This is a genomic window from Phyllobacterium zundukense, from assembly GCF_002764115.1.
Classification (GTDB): domain Bacteria; phylum Pseudomonadota; class Alphaproteobacteria; order Rhizobiales; family Rhizobiaceae; genus Phyllobacterium; species Phyllobacterium zundukense.
On sequence record NZ_CP017940.1, the window covers coordinates 434,348 to 454,403 of the forward strand.

At 58.0% G+C, this 20,056-nt stretch carries 19 protein-coding genes; 4 read left to right on the forward strand and 15 right to left on the reverse strand.

Going from position 1 to position 20,056, the window contains the following annotated elements; genetic code table 11:
* Positions 1 to 27: 27 nt before the first annotated feature.
* Positions 28 to 1,047, reverse strand: coding sequence for a DUF2125 domain-containing protein (locus BLM14_RS02185; RefSeq protein ID WP_099997897.1), 1,020 nt, complete (start codon positions 1,045 to 1,047; stop codon positions 28 to 30).
* 211 nt (positions 1,048 to 1,258) lie between these two features.
* On the opposite strand from BLM14_RS02185, the gene BLM14_RS02190 reads away from it, so the two are divergent.
* Complete coding sequence (locus BLM14_RS02190) at positions 1,259 to 1,780, forward strand: gamma-glutamylcyclotransferase (RefSeq protein WP_099997898.1); 522 nt, start codon at positions 1,259 to 1,261, stop codon at positions 1,778 to 1,780.
* A gap of 181 nt (positions 1,781 to 1,961) precedes the next feature.
* On the opposite strand, the gene BLM14_RS02195 is transcribed toward BLM14_RS02190, so the two are convergent.
* The 4 genes from BLM14_RS02195 to ftsE form a co-directional block, all read right to left on the reverse strand.
* The gene (locus BLM14_RS02195; RefSeq protein ID WP_099997899.1) at positions 1,962 to 2,768 is read right to left on the reverse strand and encodes a lysophospholipid acyltransferase family protein; all 807 of its coding nucleotides are present in this window, start codon (positions 2,766 to 2,768) and stop codon (positions 1,962 to 1,964) included.
* 76 nt (positions 2,769 to 2,844) lie between these two features.
* Positions 2,845 to 3,555 carry a YdcF family protein gene (locus BLM14_RS02200; RefSeq protein ID WP_237143440.1) on the reverse strand — a complete coding sequence of 237 codons (711 nt, stop codon included), beginning with the start codon at positions 3,553 to 3,555 and terminating at the stop codon, positions 2,845 to 2,847.
* 108 nt (positions 3,556 to 3,663) lie between these two features.
* Positions 3,664 to 4,674 (reverse strand): cell division protein FtsX, encoded by a 1,011-nt coding sequence (locus BLM14_RS02205; protein ID WP_099997900.1) that lies wholly within the window; start codon positions 4,672 to 4,674, stop codon positions 3,664 to 3,666.
* 336 nt (positions 4,675 to 5,010) lie between these two features.
* Complete coding sequence (gene ftsE, locus BLM14_RS02210; protein ID WP_036813702.1) at positions 5,011 to 5,670, reverse strand: cell division ATP-binding protein FtsE; 660 nt, start codon at positions 5,668 to 5,670, stop codon at positions 5,011 to 5,013.
* Positions 5,671 to 5,838: 168 nt separating this feature from the next.
* Between ftsE and BLM14_RS02215 the strand changes: the two genes are divergently transcribed.
* Both BLM14_RS02215 and hpt read left to right on the forward strand, forming a co-directional pair.
* Complete coding sequence (locus BLM14_RS02215; protein ID WP_099997901.1) at positions 5,839 to 6,123, forward strand: hypothetical protein; 285 nt, start codon at positions 5,839 to 5,841, stop codon at positions 6,121 to 6,123.
* 84 nt (positions 6,124 to 6,207) lie between these two features.
* The gene (gene hpt, locus BLM14_RS02220; RefSeq protein WP_099997902.1) at positions 6,208 to 6,744 is read left to right on the forward strand and encodes a hypoxanthine phosphoribosyltransferase; all 537 of its coding nucleotides are present in this window, start codon (positions 6,208 to 6,210) and stop codon (positions 6,742 to 6,744) included.
* A 62-nt stretch (positions 6,745 to 6,806) separates the two neighbouring features.
* On the opposite strand, the gene BLM14_RS02225 is transcribed toward hpt, so the two are convergent.
* The 4 genes from BLM14_RS02225 to argH form a co-directional block, all read right to left on the reverse strand.
* Entirely contained in the window at positions 6,807 to 9,359 is a 2,553-nt protein-coding gene (locus BLM14_RS02225) for a TIGR02302 family protein (RefSeq protein ID WP_099997903.1), read from the reverse strand.
* Positions 9,360 to 9,699: 340 nt separating this feature from the next.
* Positions 9,700 to 10,965 carry a diaminopimelate decarboxylase gene (gene lysA, locus BLM14_RS02230; protein WP_099997904.1) on the reverse strand — a complete coding sequence of 422 codons (1,266 nt, stop codon included), beginning with the start codon at positions 10,963 to 10,965 and terminating at the stop codon, positions 9,700 to 9,702.
* Positions 10,966 to 10,976: 11 nt separating this feature from the next.
* The gene (lptM, locus tag BLM14_RS02235) at positions 10,977 to 11,162 is read right to left on the reverse strand and encodes an LPS translocon maturation chaperone LptM (protein WP_237143441.1); all 186 of its coding nucleotides are present in this window, start codon (positions 11,160 to 11,162) and stop codon (positions 10,977 to 10,979) included.
* 277 nt (positions 11,163 to 11,439) lie between these two features.
* The gene (gene argH / locus BLM14_RS02240; protein ID WP_099997905.1) at positions 11,440 to 12,840 is read right to left on the reverse strand and encodes an argininosuccinate lyase; all 1,401 of its coding nucleotides are present in this window, start codon (positions 12,838 to 12,840) and stop codon (positions 11,440 to 11,442) included.
* Positions 12,841 to 12,875: 35 nt separating this feature from the next.
* Between argH and tlpA the strand changes: the two genes are divergently transcribed.
* Entirely contained in the window at positions 12,876 to 13,556 is a 681-nt protein-coding gene (gene tlpA / locus BLM14_RS02245) for a thiol:disulfide interchange protein TlpA (protein ID WP_099997906.1), read from the forward strand.
* Between the two features lie 60 nt (positions 13,557 to 13,616).
* On the opposite strand, the gene BLM14_RS02250 is transcribed toward tlpA, so the two are convergent.
* From BLM14_RS02250 to BLM14_RS02275, 6 genes are all read right to left on the reverse strand, one after another.
* Positions 13,617 to 15,557, reverse strand: coding sequence for a DEAD/DEAH box helicase (locus BLM14_RS02250; protein WP_099997907.1), 1,941 nt, complete (start codon positions 15,555 to 15,557; stop codon positions 13,617 to 13,619).
* A gap of 208 nt (positions 15,558 to 15,765) precedes the next feature.
* Complete coding sequence (locus tag BLM14_RS02255) at positions 15,766 to 16,239, reverse strand: YaiI/YqxD family protein (protein ID WP_099997908.1); 474 nt, start codon at positions 16,237 to 16,239, stop codon at positions 15,766 to 15,768.
* Positions 16,240 to 16,244: 5 nt separating this feature from the next.
* Positions 16,245 to 16,883, reverse strand: a complete 639-nt coding sequence (locus BLM14_RS02260; RefSeq protein ID WP_157929469.1) for an exopolysaccharide biosynthesis protein — start codon at positions 16,881 to 16,883, stop codon at positions 16,245 to 16,247.
* A gap of 22 nt (positions 16,884 to 16,905) precedes the next feature.
* A complete protein-coding gene (locus tag BLM14_RS02265; RefSeq protein ID WP_099997910.1) occupies positions 16,906 to 17,937 on the reverse strand; it encodes a TerC family protein in 1,032 nt (343 codons plus the stop codon).
* A 185-nt stretch (positions 17,938 to 18,122) separates the two neighbouring features.
* On the reverse strand, positions 18,123 to 19,004 hold the full coding sequence (locus BLM14_RS02270) for a 3-hydroxybutyryl-CoA dehydrogenase (RefSeq protein WP_099997911.1): 882 nt from the start codon (positions 19,002 to 19,004) through the stop codon (positions 18,123 to 18,125).
* Positions 19,005 to 19,106: 102 nt separating this feature from the next.
* Entirely contained in the window at positions 19,107 to 20,036 is a 930-nt protein-coding gene (locus BLM14_RS02275) for an electron transfer flavoprotein subunit alpha/FixB family protein (RefSeq protein ID WP_099997912.1), read from the reverse strand.
* Between the last annotated feature and the right edge of the window lie 20 nt (positions 20,037 to 20,056).

Consider the following 20,056-nt stretch of genomic DNA (forward strand, 5'->3'; position numbering starts at 1 on the left):
GAAAGGCTCTATTGCCGTATTGTCCGATCAGAGGGAAGGCAGTCGGCCGATGTTGATGAAACCCACCGACATCTTTCCGTTCTTGACGGTGATGGGCAGTGTAGGTGCTCCACTCTCATCCTTCGGCACAAAGGCCATGGCCTGAAGCACCGAGGAAATCGTGTTGCCGGCCTCGGGGAAGATGCCCTGGAGCGCCTTCGCGACACCTTCCGGATTGCGCATTGTCACTCTGAAATCGCCGCTGATGCGCCCGTCGTCGGCGATCGAGAAGGGCCCGGAGATTCTGATCCCGCTGCCATCGTCGAACGCCACATCGATTTTGCGTAAGGTACCGGACTGGCCGCGCAAAACCGTCAAATCGCGTTCGGGTTTGCCGAGAAGTGCGAAGCCGTTGGCGAGTTGAATGTCGGCGACGCCAGTCAGTTCGGGCAGTGGCCGATCATAGATGATGTTGTCGGTGATTTTCAGCTTGTTGAAAGACAGGACGACGTCCATTTGCGGTTCCTGGGTAGCGAAATGCAGCTCGCCTTCCTGCACGACGGCCACTGGCGCATCGCCGGGCGCAGCATTGCGCTGATTGACGACGACGTTGCTGCCTTCGATCGCTATCTGCTTTGGAAGTGGTTTGTCGAGCCGAATGCTTGATGTGAGATTGTCCCACCTGGCGTCGAGCGGCATGATGCCGGGCACATCGATTGCCGCCGGTCCGTCGATCCTGCTGACTATCTGCAACGGGTCGTAGACCTGCGCCGCCGAACGGAAGTTGCCAGCGGTAACGGAAAAGCTCTTGGCCGGATCGGCCCAGCCCACCTTGGTGCAATCGAGGCCAACCCGCAAAGGATAGCCGCTCGCCGTGGCGTTTTCGCATGTGGCGTCGATACCCTTTTCCTTGAACGCCGCGATGTTTGTTGCGACGCGCGTTTCCAGCTGATTGGCCAGATAGTACCAGCCGCCGGTATAGAGCACGCCTAGCAGAACAATACCGCCCCCGGCATATTTCAGAAGTCTTCCGCGCTTGTTGCTGTTCTCAGTGGTGCTTGACGGCATGGTCCGGCTCTCGCTATCGATCAGGGGAAGACGCTTCAGAGCCCGGTTGCAAACTCCACGGCGGCTGTCATCTGACGTGGTTTTCTGTGCTTCCGGTGCTCACGTACTCTAAGTACGCTGCGCTCCGGTTCTCGAAAACCACGCCACATGCCTTGCCGCAGCGACTTTTCAAACGGGCTCTCACAGTTCTCTAACTGCTATCAGGACGGATATGGGCGATTTTTGGGTCTTTGGCTATGGGTCTCTGATGTGGAAGCCAGGCTTTGCACATGTGGAGACCAGACATGCCCGCTTGCATGGCTATCGTCGGGCACTTTGCGTACGCTCCTACGTGCACCGTGGAACGCCGGAACGGCCGGGACTGGTGCTCGGCCTCGATCGGGGCGGGTCCTGCCTCGGGATGGCATTTCGCGTGCCCGGCGATCTCGAGGATGAGGTTGTTGCCTATCTGCGCGCGCGCGAACTGGTCACGCATGTCTATCTCGAGAGGCGGCTTGGCGTGCGGCTGGACGACGGCCGTAAAGTCGAGGCGCTGACCTACATTGTCGACCGCAGCCATGTCCAATATGCCGGTGCACTGTCGGTGAGCGAAGCCGCAACAGCCGTGAGGGGTTCGGTCGGTCAATCGGGCCGCAACGAGGACTATGTGCACAATACGCTGGAGCACATGCTCAAGATGAATATCCGCGACCACTGGATGGAAGCGGTTGTGACAGCAGTGGACGGCGGCTAGGACGAGGACGGTTATCTCTCCCCTTGTGGGAGAGAAAGGATTTTCTTGGGTTTAGCGCAGCTAAATCCTTAGAAAATCCAAGTGACGGGATCCCCTGTTCATCAAAATCCCCTCTCTGGTGATTTCTAGCACCTAGCAAAAGCTAAGATGCTGAAATCACTTTCTCCCTCAAGGGGGGAGATTAGCGCTGCACCCCCGCGCTCAGAACGTCTACCCCCAATTCCTTCAACCGGTTGATAGCGGTCGGGGGCATGGGGGGTGGATTGTCCGATTTCGCAGCTTGGATCAGCAGGTCGTCGCACGCGGCCTCGGTCACCTCCTCCAGCTTTTTCAAAAAAGCGTCGTTGTCGAGACCGGGTGGTATCGGTGGCAGGATCCGGGAGTGAATGACGCCGGGATAGCGCATGAATTTGCGCCGCGGCCAATAGAGCCCGGCATTGTGTGCAATCGGAACCACCGGGATGCCCAGTTCGCCATAGATGTGCGCGACGCCATATTTGTAGTGGGGCGCGGCTCCAGGAGCCGTGCGCGTGCCTTCGGGATAAATCATCAGCTGCCTGTTCTCGGCGACGGCCTTACGTGCGCCCTTGACCGCCGTTTTCATGGCGGCCGAGCGCTTGCCGCGATCGATCGGCACCATCTTCATTTTCTTGATGTACCAGCCGAACAGCGGGATCCAGGTCAATTCACGCTTGAGGATATAAACCGGATCGGCGATGTGGGGCAGGAAGGCATAGGTATCCCAGAAGGATTGATGCTTGGCTGCGCAGATATAGGGGCCGTCCGGAATATTCTCGAGACCGTCGATGTGATGGTCAGTACCGGCAATTACCTTCTGCAGCCACAGATTGGATTTCGCCCAGTTCTTCGGAACGCTCCACGCCTGCTTGCGCGGGCTCAGAAAATAATATGGCGTGAAGATGATCATCTGGATGATCAGATTGAGGTAGAACGCGGTGTTGAACAGTAATGATCGGATGATCGTCATGAGGGGACTCTGGTGACATCGAATGGCCTGCGGCCTTCGTTATACTAAATGGGCGGCGCAGTGAACTGGTGAAAGCCTATCCCTTGATCCGATGCAACAAAGAGGCGGTGGCGTCGGACAGACTGGCCGGTAGCTGGTACCGGATCACAGCGCCGAGATATTTGACGTATTCGACGAAGAGGACCCGGACCACCAGCCCGCGGGTAATCCAGTTGCCGTCTTTCAGATTGGTGTTGATGATGGGGTAGGGGATAAACTCAATGTCCTGTGAGGCGCGCTTGAGTTCAAACATCGTCCGGGGGATATGGTAATTGTTCGTGACGACGATAATCCGCTTGTAATGGTTCGCATTGGCCCACTTGACGCTCTCGGCGGCATTGCCGATCGTATCCAGTGCCGACCGGTCGATGTCGACGCAGCATTCGAACAGCGTGGCATCACCGCCGGTGACGCGCTGCAATTCATTGCGGTTGGTCGAGGAATGGACACCGCTGATGAACAGCCGTTCGCCGCGCTTGTTCTTGAGCAGATCAAGAGCGCCTTCGATACGCGAATAACCGCCGGTCAGAACGACGATGCCATCTGCGGGTTCGCTTAGATCCGGCGCCTGCAACGTGCTGACACGATCGCTAAAAACGATGAAACCACCGATAAACAGGCCGATAAAAATGATGCACAGGATAAATAGCGGCACCACGATCCGCCTGCGGATGAACGAAATCAATCGACCGCCGCGGCCCTCGTCGCCCGCATCTGGCTTGCTGTTACTGTCGTTCAACCCGTTCATTTTGCGTCGCAAATTGCCTTGCTTGAAGATCGTTTTTCTTGAGAGGGTTAAACAGCCGCCGCGCCGGAGCCATGTAAAATCCATAGGGTCAAAATAAATAAAACGAGTTTAATTTTCGTGACTTTTGCCTGTCCGGCCGTCGACCTGCCTCAGATGCGCTATGACTGTCATTCTTGTTGTAATCATGGTCAGAACACTGACCGCCAATATGATCAGAACCACGCCGGAATAGCCGCCTGAGCCGATGGAGAAATTGCCGAAGAGCGCTGTTGCCTGATCGGCTTCTGGCGTTGCCAGATTGCGGGAGGACCACCAGGCAACACCCAGGAAAATAGTCATCGCGAGCGCGCCGCCGCAGAGCGCGCCTTTCAAGGCTGTCCAGAAGAAGTGCCGCTCAAACTGACGGGCGACGAATTTCTGTTCTGCGCCGATGAAGTGCAGGACTTCGATAATGTGCTCATTACCAGCCATGGCACCGCGCGTGGCGAAAATGACCGTGAGGACGGTTGCTGCGACGACGAGACCAAGGACGGCCATGCCGATGAGCACTGTCGAGCGGGCCATTGAAACCAGCCTGTCCACCCAGTTGCGGTGGTCGTCGAAACTCGCACCGGGAACGTCCTTGACCAATGCGCTGCGAATGGCGGCAAAGTCCGGCGGCGTTGCCTCGTCGAGCGTGACGATCACCAGGCGCGGCACGGGGAGCTCGTCGATATCGAGGCCAGTGCCGAGCCAGGGCTCAAGGAGGCGGGCCGTCGCGGCGCGGTCGATGATGCGGGTGGATTTCACCCCGGAAAAGCCCTGAGCGATTGTGCTGGCCTGGGTCAGCAGAGCTTCCATGTCCTGCCCCTCGACGGGGCGGATCTGGATCGTCGCCTCGGTCGAAATCTGGCTCTGCCACGTGGCGGCCGTCGATTGGACAAGGCTGACCGCGCCTATGGTAAGGCACGCGAGGAAGGTCATGATGGCGATGACGATCATCAGCGCATGGCCGACGACGTTGCCGGCCGGAACGATGGGCGCTTGGCCGCTCTTGCCACGCACCCGCTGTATGGCTTTGTCGATCAGGACCAGGGCACGATCCTTGAGGCGGGCGGCGTTAGAGCGGCTTTCAGTCATATCGAACCCGTTCTGTTTCCCGGATGGCGAGACAATCCACGCGGAAGGTGGCGAGGCCGATGTGGTTCATCGGACGAAGCTGCCTGACAAAGTGGTTGGCCGTCAGCCGGAAACCCAGCCGTTGGTTTGCTTTGGCAAACCAACAAGCTGTTAAATCCGCTGGTTAAATTATCCGCATTTCGCAGAAATGCGGTTTGACCAGTGGGCCGGGTGAATTCGGGCCAAATCCTTCGGGCTTTAGCTTCGTCCGATGGATAAACATCGGCCTCGCCAAACCCCTTGACCTCGTCCACGAATTCCCTCCGGCAGAACGATTCAATATGACTGAAAGCCGCTCTAGTCATAGATATCGAGCCTTCCCTGATCGAGAATCATGCGCCGCGCATTGATCTGGTCCATCAAAGTCAGATCGTGTGTTGCAATGACCACGGCCGTGCCGGAGCGGTTCAATTCGCCGAAAAGCCGCAGGAGACGCCGCGCCAGTGGCGGATCGACGTTACCCGTTGGCTCGTCCGCCAGAAGGATTTCGGGCTGGTCGATCAGGGCGCGGGCGATGGCGGCGCGCTGCTTCTCACCGCCGGACAGGACAGGCGGCAGCACATGCATGCGCTCGCCGAGGCCAACCCAGTGCAGGAGTTCTTCCACCTCGGCGCGATAGGTCGCCTCTTCCTTGCCCCGAACGCGCAGCGGAAGCGCGACGTTCTGATAGGTGGTCATATGATCGAGCAGGCGGAAATCCTGGAAAACGACACCGATACGCCGGCGCAAAAGCGGCATCTCCTTGGAGGAAATCGTCGCGATATCCTTGCCGAAGACAGTGATCAGCCCGCGCGTCGGCTTCAGCGTCATGAACAGGAGACGCAGCAGCGACGTCTTGCCGGCGCCCGAAGGGCCGGTCAGGAACTGGAACGACCGCGGTGAAATATGGAGGCTGACATCACGCAGAACCTCCGGGCCCATCCCGTACCGCAAACCGACATTCTCAAAACGAATCAAGCGTAATTTTCCAATCTCATGTCCACGTTGTTTTATTTTGCGCGGACAGATTTGACCACCCATCAATCGCAGCTGAGCACCAGCCGAAACATTAATTTTTGTGCGGTAATTTTGTCCCATGATTCGGAGAAACATGACTGCAACATGGCAGGATGATCGGAAAGTCGTGTGATCGTGCAAACTGCAGCCAAAAATGTCACGAATTTCTTCACAGCCCAGCCCTTTGACAAAGGCATGGCAGAAGAGGCATGCTTCGAGACGATTTTGCCCGCCGATAGTGTTGCTGCTCCTGCACCGCGGCCATCGCCCGACGATGACGGGATCGCAATCCTCCAGTCCCGTGATAATGCGCAAGGCAGGATGCCGGGCTTCGGCTACTGGCTCCTTATTGCGCTCGTCGCCGTTTCGGTGTTCTGGATCAGCGGTGGTCACACGCTCCTGACGCCACGCTGATCCCGCATCAGCTTTTGCTTTTGCAATGCGGATCGGGCTATAGCAGCCTCTCATATCCCTTGTTGAACAATCAGGAAGACAGGCATGCCAAAGGTCGGCGGAAAAAACATCGAGGTTCTCTTCAGCGCGCAAACAATCGCCGATCGAAATCTCGAACTTGCCGAGGCAATTGTCGCTCGCAATTTCGAGAACCTGCTCGTGATATCGATCCTCAAAGGGTCGTTCATTTTCGCAGCAGACCTGATCCGCGCCATGCATGATGCGGGGGCCGAGCCCGATGTCGAATTCATCACCGTCTCAAGCTATGGCAAGGGAACGGAAAGCGGCGAGGTACGCCTGTTGCGCGATATCGACAGCGACGTTCACGGCCGCGATGTTCTCCTGATCGACGATATTCTGGAATCGGGAAAGACGTTGAAATTCACCCGCGAACTTATGCTGGAGCGCGGTGCCCGCAGTGTTTCCATTGCGGTGCTGCTCGACAAAAGCGTGAAGCGCAAAACCGATATCGAAGCCGATTTCAAAGGCTTCGAGTGCCCCGACTATTTTGTGGTCGGGTATGGCATGGATGTCGGCCATTCCTTCCGGCAATTGCCCTATGTCGGGGTGGTCACGGACTAGAGAACGTACAAGGCTGGCCGTCTTTACCCTCCCCCTTGTGGGGAGGGTAGGAGCAACTCGTCTCAATCGAACTTCAGCAGGCGTTCGAGATAGTCTTTCTCCACCTGCGGGCTCAGCGCATTGCCAAGGCGGCGGCGGATTTCGTCGAGGATTTCGCGCGCCCGTTGGATATCGAGATCCTTGGGCACCATATCCCTGCTGAAGAAGTCCTGGTCGCCACTCCTTTGCGGGCGGCCGAGCGGGTCCTGGCGGCCATTCTGCTGACCTCCGCGGCGTCCTCCGGTCTGGCCGTCCTGTTCCATGGCCTGTTGCATCTGCTTCATCATGTCCTGCCCGCCGCGGCGCAGGGCATCGAGGGCATTGCTCTGCTGGTCGACCGCCTGGCCGCCATCGGCTTCGCCCAGCGATTCCCCGGCTTCGCCCATGGATTTGCCTGCTTCGCCGAAGTCTTTGCCAGGATTAACGCCAAGACCGCGCAAATCCTTCATCATCTGCTCAAGGTCTGACTGAAGCTTGTTCTGGTCCTCCTGCAGTCCGCGCAATGCCTTGGCGATATCCTCTTCGGACATCTGCCCCTGATTGCCTTCCTGGCCTTGCTGGTTCTGACCGTAATCCTGCTGCATGCCTTTCTGGCGCTGCTGTTCCAGCCTGTGGGTCTGGTTCATCATATCCTGCTGGCGCCGCATCAGTTCGCCCAGCTTGTCCATCTGCTGCCTCATCTGGCGGCCTTGCTGGCTCTGCTGCTGTTGCTGACCCATCTGCAGGTTGTTCATCATGTTTTCGAGTTCGGACAGCAGCTGCTGCGCCTGATCCTTCGAACCTTGCTTGGCCAGGTCCTCGATCTGGTCGAGCATGCGGTTGATATCCTCCTGACGCAGTTCCCGCGCATTGGGGTCCGGCGTCTGGGCCATGTTCGGGTTCTTCTGTGCCCTCTCGGCAAATTCACGCAAATATTCGTTCATGGCCTGGCGCAACTCGGCCATCAGTTTTTCGATTTCTTCCGGGCTCGCCCCCCGTTCGAGAGCCTGTTTCAGCGCTTCCTGGGCCTGGCGCAGGCGGCGCTCGGCGTCGGACAGGGCGCCATCCTCGATACCGCGCGCGACCTGCCACATATAGGCGACCACCTCGCGCAACTGATCGTCGCTGCGTGCGAGGTTGAGGCGGGAACGGATGCTGCGCAAGGCAAGGTAGTGGGAGGCGTTCTTGATCGTCTCCTCCGGCCAGATCGTGAGGGCATCGAGCGTGTTCAACACTTCCGGCTTTGCATTGGCGTTCAGTGCCAGAACGCGGCGTTGCTCCACCACAGCCCGCGCCAGCGGGTTGGCGAAGGGACGCTCCGGCATAACGAGGATCTTGGTCTCGCTTCTTGCCTCCTGTTTTGCGTCGTCAAGGGCAATCAGGGTCATGCGGATTTCCGAACCTGCCCAAGGATGCTCTGTGAGATCTTTTGTGGTCTTTGTCTCCTTCGGCTGCTCGCCGCGCCGTGGCAGGGCCAGAGGCAAATCCGGAGCCGTGTAGAGCGGCCGCGCATCCTTGTCGCCGGCCACAGCCTGCTCGATGCTGGCAAGGGCACTTGCCGCGCCATAGTCATCCTTCAATTCGTAGAACACCTCCATCGTGCCGTTGATTGCGCTGGTAGGATCCTTGGTAAAGCGGATGGACGGCGGCTGGTCGGGAATCACCGCGAAAGACCATGCAGAAAGTGTCGTGCCATAGCTGGAAAGCGTTACGGTACTGTCGGCGTGGAGGGGCACTTCAAAATTGCGCGGCTTGCTCCGGACCGCTGCCGTGTCCTCAGCCTTGGCCTGGTCCTTTGCAGCGATGTCCACTGCGTCGCCATCAGCGGCAGTTTGTGCGACCTTTTCCGATCCGCTACCGCCAATAATGCGGATGACGAGCGTACTGTCTTGCGGAATGGTAAATTGCTTGTCTTCGGTATTGGCAGCCGAGGTCAAGAAGACCGGTGCGCGTCCAGTATAACGTGGTGGTGTCACCCAGGCATCGATGCGCGGGGGGACAGCGTCGGATTTGCCGTGACTGCGGAAAGCATCGCTGACGCGACCGCCGAGCGGTCCACCGGAAAAGGCAAAGGCGATGAACAGAAGAAGGCCGAGAACGGCCCGCAATGCCCAGGGATCATGCTCGGGGACACGGGTTTGCGGCAGTCCGCTCTTCAAATCCCTGATACGTTCTGCCATGCGCTTGCGGTGTTCGTCCCACAAGGCCTGTGCAAAAGGATCGTTCGTGTTGCTGACGAGTTGTTCCGACTGGACGCTGATTGGCTGATGATCAAGGTCGTTGACGTTTTCCAGCCGCCGGCTGATTTCCGCGTGATCGGGCAGGCGGAATCGCGTCAGAAGATAGAGGCAGGCGGGCAGCGACAGAACGAAGAGGGCGAGAAGGACAAGCCGCGGCCAGTCCGGAAGCATTCGGAATACGCCAAACCAGGACAGCGAAAGAAAGGCTGCTGCCACAAGCAGCAAAGGCAGGACAAGCGGCCACAGGCGTTCGAGTGCGACAGTCAGCCAGGCAGACAAGCGGAGGCGATCGATACTCTTGAAAATATCGAACCTGACCCTTTCAGCGTCCCGGTTGTCGGGGTGTTGATCGGTCATTTTCACTCCATCTCGTCAACATCGACGGTGTTGGCCTCACGGAAGAATACCATTCATCGTGGCAAAGGCGAGGCCTAAGGGGGAATTTGCGATCATAGTTTTGTGTAAAGACGCAAACATTCTGCTCCGGCAGCAGATGCCGATTATCTCTCCCCTTGTGGGAGAGAAAGGATTTTCTTGGGTTTAGCCCTTGCTAAATCCTTGGAAAATCCAAGTGAGGGGATTTGGGAGGCCAATGTTCCGGATATCCCCTCTCTTGCGATTTCTAGCACTTAGCAAAAGCTAAGATGCTGAAATCGCTTTCTCCCCCACAACGGGGGGAGATAAGTCCAGCGCTACCCTACAACCACTCAGGTATGGAATCGAGGCCAATCAGCTCTTCATAGGTCGTGCGCGGGCGCACCACATGGAACCGGTCGCCATTGACCAGAACCTCGGGTACGAGCAGGCGCGTATTGTAGGTGCCGGCCTGGACCGCACCGTAGGCGCCGGCTGTTCCAATGGCGATGAGATCGCCGGGAGCAGGGCGCGGCAGATCGCGATCCAGCCCAAGATAGTCGCCGGTTTCGCAAACGGGACCAACAACATCGCCGCGAATACGCGGATGAGTAGCCGCGGGCTCGTTGACCGGACGAATGGTGTGAAAGGCGTCATAGAGCGTTGGCCGGATGAGATCGTTCATCGCCGCATCGACGATGATGAAGTTCCGGGCATCGCCTTCCTTGAGATAAATGACTTCGGTGACGAGAATTCCGGCATTGCCGATGATGAGGCGGCCCGGCTCGAAGATGGTCTTCAGGCCGAGCGGTTTGATATGCTTGGCGACAATCTGCGCATAGGCGTCAGGCAATGGCGGCGGATTGTTGTCGAAGTGGTAGGGGATGCCGAGGCCGCCGCCAAGATCCACATGCTTGATGTCGTGGCCGTCCGCTTTCAATTGCGCCACAAATTCTGCGAGAAGGCGGAAGGCATTGTCGAAGGGTTCAAGATCGGTGATCTGGCTGCCGATATGCATATCGACGCCGACGATCCTGATGCCGGGCAGCTTGGCGGCATGCGCATAGACCGTGCTGGCCTTCGCCAGTGGAATGCCGAACTTGTTCTCGGATTTGCCGGTCGAGATTTTCTTGTGGGTCTTGGCGTCAACATCAGGATTGATGCGCAGCGACACCGGCGCAACCTTGCCTGCAGCCACGGCCTGGCGCGACAGCAGCTCAAGCTCGGGCTCGGACTCGACATTGAAGCAATGGATGCCAGCTGCCAGCGCATAGTCCATTTCACCCGGCTTCTTGCCAACGCCGGAAAAGACGATCTTGCTTGCGGGAATGCCTGCGGCCAGCGCTCGGCGCAGCTCACCCTCGGAGACCACGTCGGCGCCCGAACCAAGGCGCGCCAGCGTTTTCAGGACAGCCTGGTTGGAATTGGCCTTAAGCGCATAGCAGACGAGCGCGTCCATCTCAGCAAAAGCGGCCGAAAAAACCTTGAAATGGCGCTCGATGGTCGCTGTCGAATAGCAATAGAAGGGTGTTCCGACCGCCTTGGCGATATCGGGAATGCTGACGCCCTCGGCGTGAAGGACGCCGTCCTTGTAATCGAAATGGTTCACGTAAAATCAGCCTAGATCAATGGGTCGAGTATGAAACGCTTGTCCGGAGCTGGCGGTGTTGCCGTTTTTGGTTCGCCAGGCATCGAGGTGACGGAGGCCGGTGGGGGTTCGAGCGGGCCCTTCCGGCCACAGGCCGAAACAGCACTCACAATCGCAACCGACACCAGAATTGTCGTCAGAAAAGAACGGCTCGTCATAAGTTTGATCCTGTCGTCCGAATGGGCGTTTGTCTTTGTCTAGAGCATGACGGGTTTATTGGGAAGGGTCTCGCTCCGACATCCGATGCCGATTATCTCTCCCCTTGCGGGAGAGATAGGATTTTCTTGGATTTAGCGGCTTTGCCAAATCCTTAGAAAATCCAAGAGAGGGGGTAGTTCAATTTGGCAAATCCCCTCTCTTGCGATTTCTAGCACATATCTAGGGCTAAGGTGCTGAAATCGCTTTCTCCCCCACATGGGGGAGATCAGTGAAGCCTTACAATTTCCCGATGCGCTTTTGCCAGAACTTGATCTGCCGGCGAACCTGTTCCGGGGCCGTGCCGCCAAAGGATTTGCGGCTGCGCACGGACTTGTCGACGGTCAGATAACCGAACACCGCATCGGTGATACCGGGATGGATCTCCTGCAGGTCGGCGAGCGACAGTTTGCCGAGATCGACTTTCTTCTGCTCGGCCAGCGCGACGGCGCGTCCGGTCACGTGATGTGCCTCGCGGAAGGGCAGGCCGAGTTCACGCACGAGCCAGTCGGCAAGATCGGTGGCCGTGGAATAGCCTGAGCCGGCGGCTTTCTTCATGGCGGCGGTGTTGATGGTCATGTCACCGACCATGCCGGTCATAGCGGCAATGGCAAGTTCCAGTGTTTCGGCCGCGTCGAAGACCGCTTCCTTGTCTTCCTGCATATCCTTGGAATAGGTGAGCGGCAGGCCCTTCATTACGGTCAGCAGACCGACGAGCGACCCGGTTATGCGCCCGGTCTTGGCGCGGACGAGCTCGGCGGCATCGGGATTTTTCTTCTGCGGCATGATGGAAGAGCCTGTCGAGAAGGAATCGGACAGGCGCACGAAGCCGAATTGCGGCGTCGACCAGATGACGATTTCTTCCGCCAGCCGCGACAGATGCGTAGCGGTGATGGCCGCGGCCGAGAGGAATTCGAGCGCATAGTCACGATCGGAAACGCTGTCGAGCGAATTGCGGGTCGGTTCGCGGAAGCCAAGCGCCTTGGCTGTCATGTGCCGGTCGATGGGGAACCCGGTTCCGGCAAGCGCAGCAGCGCCAAGGGGCGACTCATCCATGCGCTCGATCGCGTCCTTGACGCGGCTCAAATCGCGGCCGAACATCTCCACGTAGGCCATGCAATGGTGGCCGAAAGTCACCGGCTGCGCCGTCTGGAGATGGGTAAAGCCGGGCATCAATGTCGCCGCGTGTTCTTCGGCGCGCTTGAGGAAGGCTGCGATCAGCTGCTTGAGCGCCACGGCGGTCTTTTCGAATTCAGCTTTCACCCAGAGGCGGAAATCGACGGCAACCTGGTCATTGCGCGAACGGGCCGTGTGCAACCGGCCAGCGGAGGCGCCGATCAATTCGGCAAGGCGGGATTCGACATTCATGTGAATGTCTTCAAGTTTACGTGAGAACGTGAACTTTCCGTTCTCGATGTCTGACAATATCGTGTTCAGACCACTTGCGATCTTGTCGTGATCCTCCGCCGCAATTATGCCGGTCTTGGCAAGCATGGCAGCATGGGCAAGTGAACCCTGAATGTCCTGGGCGTAGAGTTTCTGGTCAAAGCCGATGGAAGCGTTGATTTCTTCCATGATGGCGGCGGGACCGGAGGCAAAGCGGCCTCCCCACATTTCATTGCTGTTCTTCTTGTCGGACATGGATAGCGCCTTGGGTGAGAAGCGAAAGAGTAGAAATGACGATCCGCAACGAAACACAGAAAACGCCACGAAACGCGAGCAGGAAGATCATTCTTCTTGCGGGTCTTGCTGGCATCGTTGCCGGTGCGGTTGCGGTATACGTGATGGAGCGGCCTTCTGGCAATATTGTCGCCAGCACAAACCCTTCCGATCAGTGCGCAATGAAAACCGACGCCGCCAAGAAGCTCGATGCGGCCGCGACAGGTGCGGTTGCAGCCATGCGCGGCGCGGACACGCCGCAGTCCATGTCATCGCTTTCCTTCACAGCGCCAGACGGAAAGCCCGCAAGACTGGCCGACTTCAAGGGCAAGACGCTGCTGGTCAATCTGTGGGCGACATGGTGCCTGCCGTGCCGCGAGGAAATGCCGGCGCTTGATGCGCTGGAGACGAAAAAGGGCGGCGATGATTTCCAGGTCGTGACGATCAACATCGATACGGGCGACGATGAGAAGCCCAAGGCATTCCTGAGCGAAATCGGCGTCAAGTCTCTGCAACTCTACCGCGATGCATCGATGGGCGTATTCAACGATCTGAAGCGCAAGAATCTGGCATTCGGCCTGCCGGTGACCGTGCTTGTCGATAAGGAAGGCTGCCAGATCGCAGCCATGAACGGGCCCGCGGACTGGTCGAGCGATGATGCCGCCCGTTTTATCGACGCGGCGATATCGGTGCAGTGATCAATAAAAAAAGCCTCACCCGAGGGCGAGGCTTTTTTAGATTTTGCCGAACGCGCCGAATTACTCAGCTCCTCCCGCAGCGGCCTTTTTCGCCTTCTTGGCTTTGTATTTGTCAAAGCCATGCAGTTCACCTGGTTTGCGTTCTTTTGGTGTTTTCTTCGGCTTTTCAGGCTTTTCTGTGGTCCAGCCTTCCGGCTTCGCCTTGGCCGGCTTGGCCGCCCAATCGGATTTCGGCTTGTCATCATACGAGCGCGGCTTGCGGTCATCATATTCGCGCTTCTCGCCGAAGTTCTTCTTCGGCTTGAAATCGCCACCCTCGCTGCGACGCGGCGACGAAGGACCGGCGCCTTCGCTGCGCGTGATGTTCACGCCCTTTTCGCCGGAGCCGTATTGTTTGATACGCGCCATGAAGGCGTCGGCCTTGCTGGCGGTGATCTCAAAACGGGTTTCGGTTTCGAGGATCTTGATCGAGCCGACATCGGTCTTGGTGATATCGCCCGCCTTGCAGATCAGCGGCAGGAGCCAGCGCGGTTCGGCGCGTTGCTTGCGGCCGACGCTCAAGGAGAACCAGGCACCGCTCTCGAACTGTTCGAAACGTTCGGAGCGAGGTGCACGTTCGCCGCGTCCGGGCCTGTCGTCGAAGCTGCCCTTGCGGCCAGAATCGCGCATCGGCTCCAGCACATGCGACGGCGTGTTGGAAAGCTCTTCGGGGGCAGGGCGCGCAGCCATCTGCTGGCGCAGATAGGCAGCGGCGATCTGCTCGGCTGAATGCATGCCCAGCAACTCGCGTACATAATCGCCCTCTTCCTCGGTCATGACTTCCGTCAGCGAAGGATCATTGAGAATGCGATCATGGTTGCGCTTATTGATAGCGTCCGCATCCGGGGGCGGCACCATTGTCGTTGCAAGCTTTGCACCCTGCAGTAGGCGCTCTGCGGTGCGGCGGCGTGATGGCGGCACGATCAGAACGCAGATGCCCTTGCGGCCAGCGCGTCCTGTACGGCCGCTGCGGTGCAGGAGCGTCTCGGAATTGTTCGGAAGATCGGCGTGAATGACGAGATCGAGATTGGGCAGATCGATGCCGCGCGCAGCAACGTCGGTCGCCACGCAAACGCGGGCACGGCCATCACGCATCGCCTGCAGGGCATTGGTGCGTTCAGCCTGGCTCAATTCACCGGACAGCGAGACAACGGAGAAGCCGCGATTGGAAAGCCGGCTGGTCAGATGCTTCACCGCTTCACGGGTGGAGCCGAAGATGATTGTGTTCTGCGCATCGTAGAAAAGCAGTGAATTGATGATGGCGTTTTCGCGCTCACGCGGCGCCACCGGCATGATGTGGTATTCGATGTCGCTGTGCTGCTCGCGATCGCTTGTCGCGGTGATACGCAGCGCATCCTTCTGGAACTGCTTGGCAAGCATGGCGATGGGTTTCGGCACCGTTGCCGAGAACATCAGCGTGCGCCGGTCCTTCGGCGCTTCGCCGAGGATGAATTCGAGGTCCTCGCGGAAGCCGAGATCGAGCATTTCATCGGCTTCGTCGAGCACGACGGCACGCAATTCTTTCATGTCGAGCGAACCGCGGGTGATGTGATCGCGCAAACGGCCCGGGGTGCCGACGACGATATGTGCGCCCTGGCTGAGCGCACGGCGCTCCTTGGTCATGTCCATGCCACCGACGCAGGAGGCAATGCGCGCGCCGGTCGGCTCGTAGAGCCATTCGAGCTCGCGCCGCACCTGCAGGGCAAGTTCGCGGGTCGGGGCGATCACCAGCGCGTAGGGCGCGCCAATGGAGGTGAAGCGTTCGGCACCGTCAAGCAATGTCGGCGCGATGGCAATGCCGAAGGCGACAGTCTTGCCGGAGCCGGTCTGCGCCGAGACCAGAAGGTCTGCGCCATCCGCTTCTGGAGCCAGGACGGCGGTTTGCACAGGCGTCAGGGTCTCGTAGCCACGGGCTGCCAATGCACCGGACAGCGCCGGGGCGATAGAATCGAAAATAGTCATTAATGAACTTTCAAGTACGTGTTTGGGCTGGTGTTTTGGGCTCGGCGTCAATGGGAGCACGAGCGGCACGCAAATAGCTTTGTTGCGCTCTCGTAGAGGTTATCGCTCATTTCGTCAATGGCGGGCACGTAGGGGCATTTGCACGGGAGCCTTGCAAATTCGTTGTGCGTGGTTGGAACCACGCACAAAATATATGCCAACAAGTTGGTCAGGTGGTGAAGCCCGCACGTTTCAACCGCACAATAGCGAGGTCGAGCGCGGAAAGAAAGGCGGAGCGATCTTTTGGCGAAAATGGCCGCGGGCCGCCGGTAATTTGTCCTGCGGAACGCAATTCGTCCATAAGGTTGCGTGTTGCGAGCGTATTGCCGATGGAGGCTTCCGTGAAGGCTCTTCCTGTTGGCGAAATGGCGTCGGCTCCGGCTTTGACGCAGCGGCTGGCGAGCGGAATATCGGCTGTCACCACGACATCGCCGCGAGAGACACGCTCGGCGATCCAGTCATCGGCGGCATCGAACCCGTCGCTGACGATCACCCTTTCGATCATCGGATCGCGGGGGATTGCCATCATGGAATTGGAAACGACGAAGACTTTTACCCCGTACCGTTCGGCAACGCGGTAGATTTCAGCCTTCACCGGGCAGGCGTCGGCGTCGACGTAGATGGTGATTTTCTTGGGGTTCATCGTACTCAACCGAAAATATGCAAGGCCGCGAGACCAACCGACGCGCCGAGGCCAATGGCGATGCCCGCGGCAAGAGCGGCAACCAGAAGTCCGGTGCCCAGCCAGACGCCGTCCTGTTCGCCGAGACCGATGGATAGCAGGATGATGCTCAGCGCAGGCATCTGGTTGATCAGCGGGATCGGCAGAATGACAATCAGGGACATCAGCAACGCGACGATACTGACGACGCGCTCGACAATCATTTGCGGCACGAGCCAGTAGCGCGGACGCGCCAGCTTTTCGAAACGCATGAGAAGCGGTTCAAGTCTGGCGATGAAAGAGCGGTAGCTCTCGATGCGGATCGACTTCTGCCGGATGAATGCGGGAAACCACGGGTTCTCGAAGCCCATCAACAGCTGGATCGATAGCAAGACCAGCGGTATCCCAAAAATCGTCGATGTACCCGGAGGCAGGGGCAACAGATTGAGTGCTGAGAAGAGGACCATCAGCGCTCCGAAGCTTCGCTCGGACAAGGCGGACAGGATGTCGTTGAATGAAATCCTGTCCGCCGATGTTTCACCGAGCTGGACAAGAACGCTCGACAGGCGCCGCGCGTGTTGAGATCCGGTAGGATCCCAATCAGACGGTGTTCCGTCGGCGTTCATTTTGTCCTCCCGTTTGATGGAATTATGCCTTTCCAGTGGTTTCGGCGCTAGAGGCCGGTTGGGCATCGATCAATAATATGGGGTCTTCTTGTTCATGCCGTGTTTTCCAGAGTGAACTCAGAATCCCGGCAAGCAGGATGCCCAGTGTGATCGACAGTGACCATATTGGCGGTATCTTTGCCAGTCCCAAAGCGTCAGCGACGAAAATCTTTCCGCCAATGAAAACCAGCACCAGAGAAAGTGCATATTTGAGATAGACGAAGCGATGGATGAGGCTTGCGAGCGCGAAATACAGGGCACGCAGACCAAGAATGGCGAAGATATTCGATGTGAAGACAAGGTAGGGGTCAGTGGTGATGGCAAAGATTGCGGGGATCGAGTCGACGGCAAAGATCACGTCGGCCAGTTCGACCATGACGAGGGCGAGCAGAAGCGGGGTGATCCAGGTCTGCCGCTTCATCGTCAGCGGGTCTGTTCGCCTGACGATGAATTTCTCACCATGCAGTTCTTTCGTTACGCGGAACCGTTTGCTCATGAATTTGAAGACGGGATTGGCCGAGACGTCGAATTCACCCTCTCCAGCCATCAGCATTCGAATGCCAGTGAAAATCAGGAATGCTGCGAAAAGGTAAAGTACCCATTCGTATTCTTCGACGATAGCAGCGCCTGCCGCGATCATGATGCCCCGAAGGATGACCACGCCAAGGATGCCGTAAACGAGCACCCGGTGCTGGAATTGTTTTGGAATGGCGAAATAGCCGAAGATCATGGCAATGACGAAGATATTGTCCATGGCCAGGCTCTTTTCGACAACGAAGCCGGTCAGGTATTGCATCCCGGCCGCTGAGCCGAGTTCCCACCAGATGAAGCCGCCAAAGGCGACGCCAAGGCTGATGTAGAACGCCGAGAGCAGGAGGCTCTGGCGCATGCCTATGTCATGATTTTTACGATTGAGGACGCCCAGGTCGAGGACGAGGAGAACAAGAACGAGGGCAAAAAAGCCAAGCCACATCCATAGGGGCTTGCCCATGGCATCAATAAACAGAAGCTCCATGTTGAAAATGATCCGCCGGCATCGGTTCCAGATTACAGCTCCGACATCACGAGAGAGCCGGTAACAATCGCCAGAGGGGCCCGGTGCTGCAATTCTGCCTCAGTTGGGGTGAGGCGGAGACCAATGCAAGGGTTTGATTAGAAATAAAATTTTGAAACGGTGCATGCTATAAGGTGCCCGTCCCGTCAGCGTGTCGGAACGGGGTGTTCACCGCGATAATCGTAGAAACCACGGCCAGCCTTACGTCCCAGCCAGCCGGCTTCGACATATTTGACGAGCAGCGGGCAGGGACGGTACTTCGAATCCGCCAGCCCGTCATAGAGCACCTGCATGATCGACAGGCAGGTGTCGAGACCGATAAAATCGGCAAGCTGCAGCGGCCCCATCGGGTGATTGGCGCCAAGCTTCATCGCCGTGTCGATGGCTTCGACTGAACCCACACCCTCATAAAGTACGTAGATCGCTTCGTTGATCATAGGCAGAAGAATGCGGTTGACGATGAAGGCCGGAAAATCTTCGGCAACAGTGATCGTCTTGTCGAGGCTGGCGACAAATTGCCGTGCGCTCTCGAAGGTCACATTTTCGGTGGCAATGCCGCGAATGAGTTCGACCAGCTTCATCACCGGAACCGGATTCATGAAGTGGATGCCGATGAAACGCTCGGGCCGGTCGGTGGTCGCCGCAAGCCGGGTGATCGAGATGGACGACGTGTTGGTGGCGAGGATCGCTTCCGGATTGAGATTGGGGCAAAGCTGCGCAAAAATCTTGCGCTTGACGGTCTCGTCTTCCGTCGCGGCCTCGATGGCCAGATCGACACCGGAAAGGTCTTCCATTCGCATGGCGGGGCGAATGTGCGCCATGGCCTTGACGCGCTCCGCTTCCTCGAGTTTGCCATGGGAAACCTGGCGGGCCATATTGCCGTTGACGGTAGCGATCGCCTTTTCCAGCTGTTCGGCGGATTGGTCGTGGATCAAAACATTATATCCGGCCACGGCGCAAACGTGGGCAATACCCGAGCCCATTTGCCCTGCACCAATAATGCCTACAGTCTTGATCGTACCAGCCATGTTTCCATCCGTTCTGCTTTATTTATATCACACAAACTAAATGGCCGGGGTAGCGTTCGTCTACCCCGGCCAGATAATTTCATTTCGAAATTTGAACTAACTTCAAAGTGCCTTTTCAAGCTCCGGCAGGATGACGAACAGGTCACCGACGAGGCCATAATCGGCCACCTGGAAGATAGGCGCTTCCTCGTCCTTGTTGATGGCGACGATGACCTTGGAATCCTTCATGCCGGCGAGATGCTGAATGGCACCGGAGATACCGACGGCGATGTAGAGATCGGGTGCGACCACCTTGCCGGTCTGGCCAACCTGCCAGTCGTTGGGGGCGTAACCAGCATCGACCGCAGCACGCGACGCACCAACGGCAGCGCCGAGCTTGTCGGCAACCGGAAGGATCACTTCCTTGAACTTTTCGCTCGAGCCGAGGGCACGGCCCCCGGAGATGATGATCTTCGCAGAAGTCAATTCCGGACGATCGCCGCCGGAAAGCTTGGCTTCGACGAACTTCGACAGACCAGGGTCGGTCGCGGCGGAGACATTCTCCACCGAAGCCGAACCGCCTTGGCCGGCCGCAGCAAAGGTTGCGGTACGAACCGTGATGACCTTCTTGGCGTCAGTCGCCTGCACGGTCTGCAGGGCGTTGCCGGCATAGATCGGACGCTTGAACGTATCGGGCGAAATCACTTCGATTATGTCCGAAACCTGCATGACATCGAGCAAGGCGGCGACGCGCGGCAGGATGTTCTTGCCGTTGGTGGTGGCAGCAGCAATGATCGTGTCATAATTGCCGGCTAGCGATACGATGAGCGCTGCGGTGGCCTCGGCGAGACGGTTTTCGAGGTCAGGCGAATCGGCAAGCAGGACTTTCTTGACACCTGCAAGCTTGGCGGCCTGATCGGCGACGCCCTTGGCGCCCTTGCCCGCCACCAGAACATGCACGTCGGAACCGATGGCAAGTGCTGCCGTCAACGCCTTGGCGGTCTGGTCGGAAAGGGTCTCGTTATCGTGTTCGGCAAAAAGAAGAATAGCCATTGTGTGTTCCTTTCCTGATC

Excerpts from the sequence above, each read along its gene's own strand:
- BLM14_RS02205 (WP_099997900.1), bottom strand. The coding sequence starts at position 4,674 with ATGACTGAAAGCCGCTCTAACGCCGCCCGCCTCAAGGATCGTGCCCTG.
- BLM14_RS02190 (WP_099997898.1), top strand. The coding sequence starts at position 1,259 with ATGGGCGATTTTTGGGTCTTTGGCTATGGGTCTCTGATGTGGAAGCCA.
- BLM14_RS02225 (WP_099997903.1), bottom strand. The coding sequence starts at position 9,359 with ATGACCGATCAACACCCCGACAACCGGGACGCTGAAAGGGTCAGGTTC.
- BLM14_RS02275 (WP_099997912.1), bottom strand. The coding sequence starts at position 20,036 with ATGGCTATTCTTCTTTTTGCCGAACACGATAACGAGACCCTTTCCGAC.
- argH (WP_099997905.1), bottom strand. The coding sequence starts at position 12,840 with ATGTCCGACAAGAAGAACAGCAATGAAATGTGGGGAGGCCGCTTTGCC.
- BLM14_RS02195 (WP_099997899.1), bottom strand. The coding sequence starts at position 2,768 with ATGACGATCATCCGATCATTACTGTTCAACACCGCGTTCTACCTCAAT.
- BLM14_RS02185 (WP_099997897.1), bottom strand. The coding sequence starts at position 1,047 with ATGCCGTCAAGCACCACTGAGAACAGCAACAAGCGCGGAAGACTTCTG.
- BLM14_RS02200 (WP_237143440.1), bottom strand. The coding sequence starts at position 3,555 with ATGAACGGGTTGAACGACAGTAACAGCAAGCCAGATGCGGGCGACGAG.
- BLM14_RS02250 (WP_099997907.1), bottom strand. The coding sequence starts at position 15,557 with ATGACTATTTTCGATTCTATCGCCCCGGCGCTGTCCGGTGCATTGGCA.
- BLM14_RS02255 (WP_099997908.1), bottom strand. The coding sequence starts at position 16,239 with ATGAACCCCAAGAAAATCACCATCTACGTCGACGCCGACGCCTGCCCG.
- BLM14_RS02260 (WP_157929469.1), bottom strand. The coding sequence starts at position 16,883 with ATGAACGCCGACGGAACACCGTCTGATTGGGATCCTACCGGATCTCAA.
- lptM (WP_237143441.1), bottom strand. The coding sequence starts at position 11,162 with ATGACGAGCCGTTCTTTTCTGACGACAATTCTGGTGTCGGTTGCGATT.
- BLM14_RS02265 (WP_099997910.1), bottom strand. The coding sequence starts at position 17,937 with ATGGAGCTTCTGTTTATTGATGCCATGGGCAAGCCCCTATGGATGTGG.
- tlpA (WP_099997906.1), top strand. The coding sequence starts at position 12,876 with ATGACGATCCGCAACGAAACACAGAAAACGCCACGAAACGCGAGCAGG.
- hpt (WP_099997902.1), top strand. The coding sequence starts at position 6,208 with ATGCCAAAGGTCGGCGGAAAAAACATCGAGGTTCTCTTCAGCGCGCAA.
- BLM14_RS02270 (WP_099997911.1), bottom strand. The coding sequence starts at position 19,004 with ATGGCTGGTACGATCAAGACTGTAGGCATTATTGGTGCAGGGCAAATG.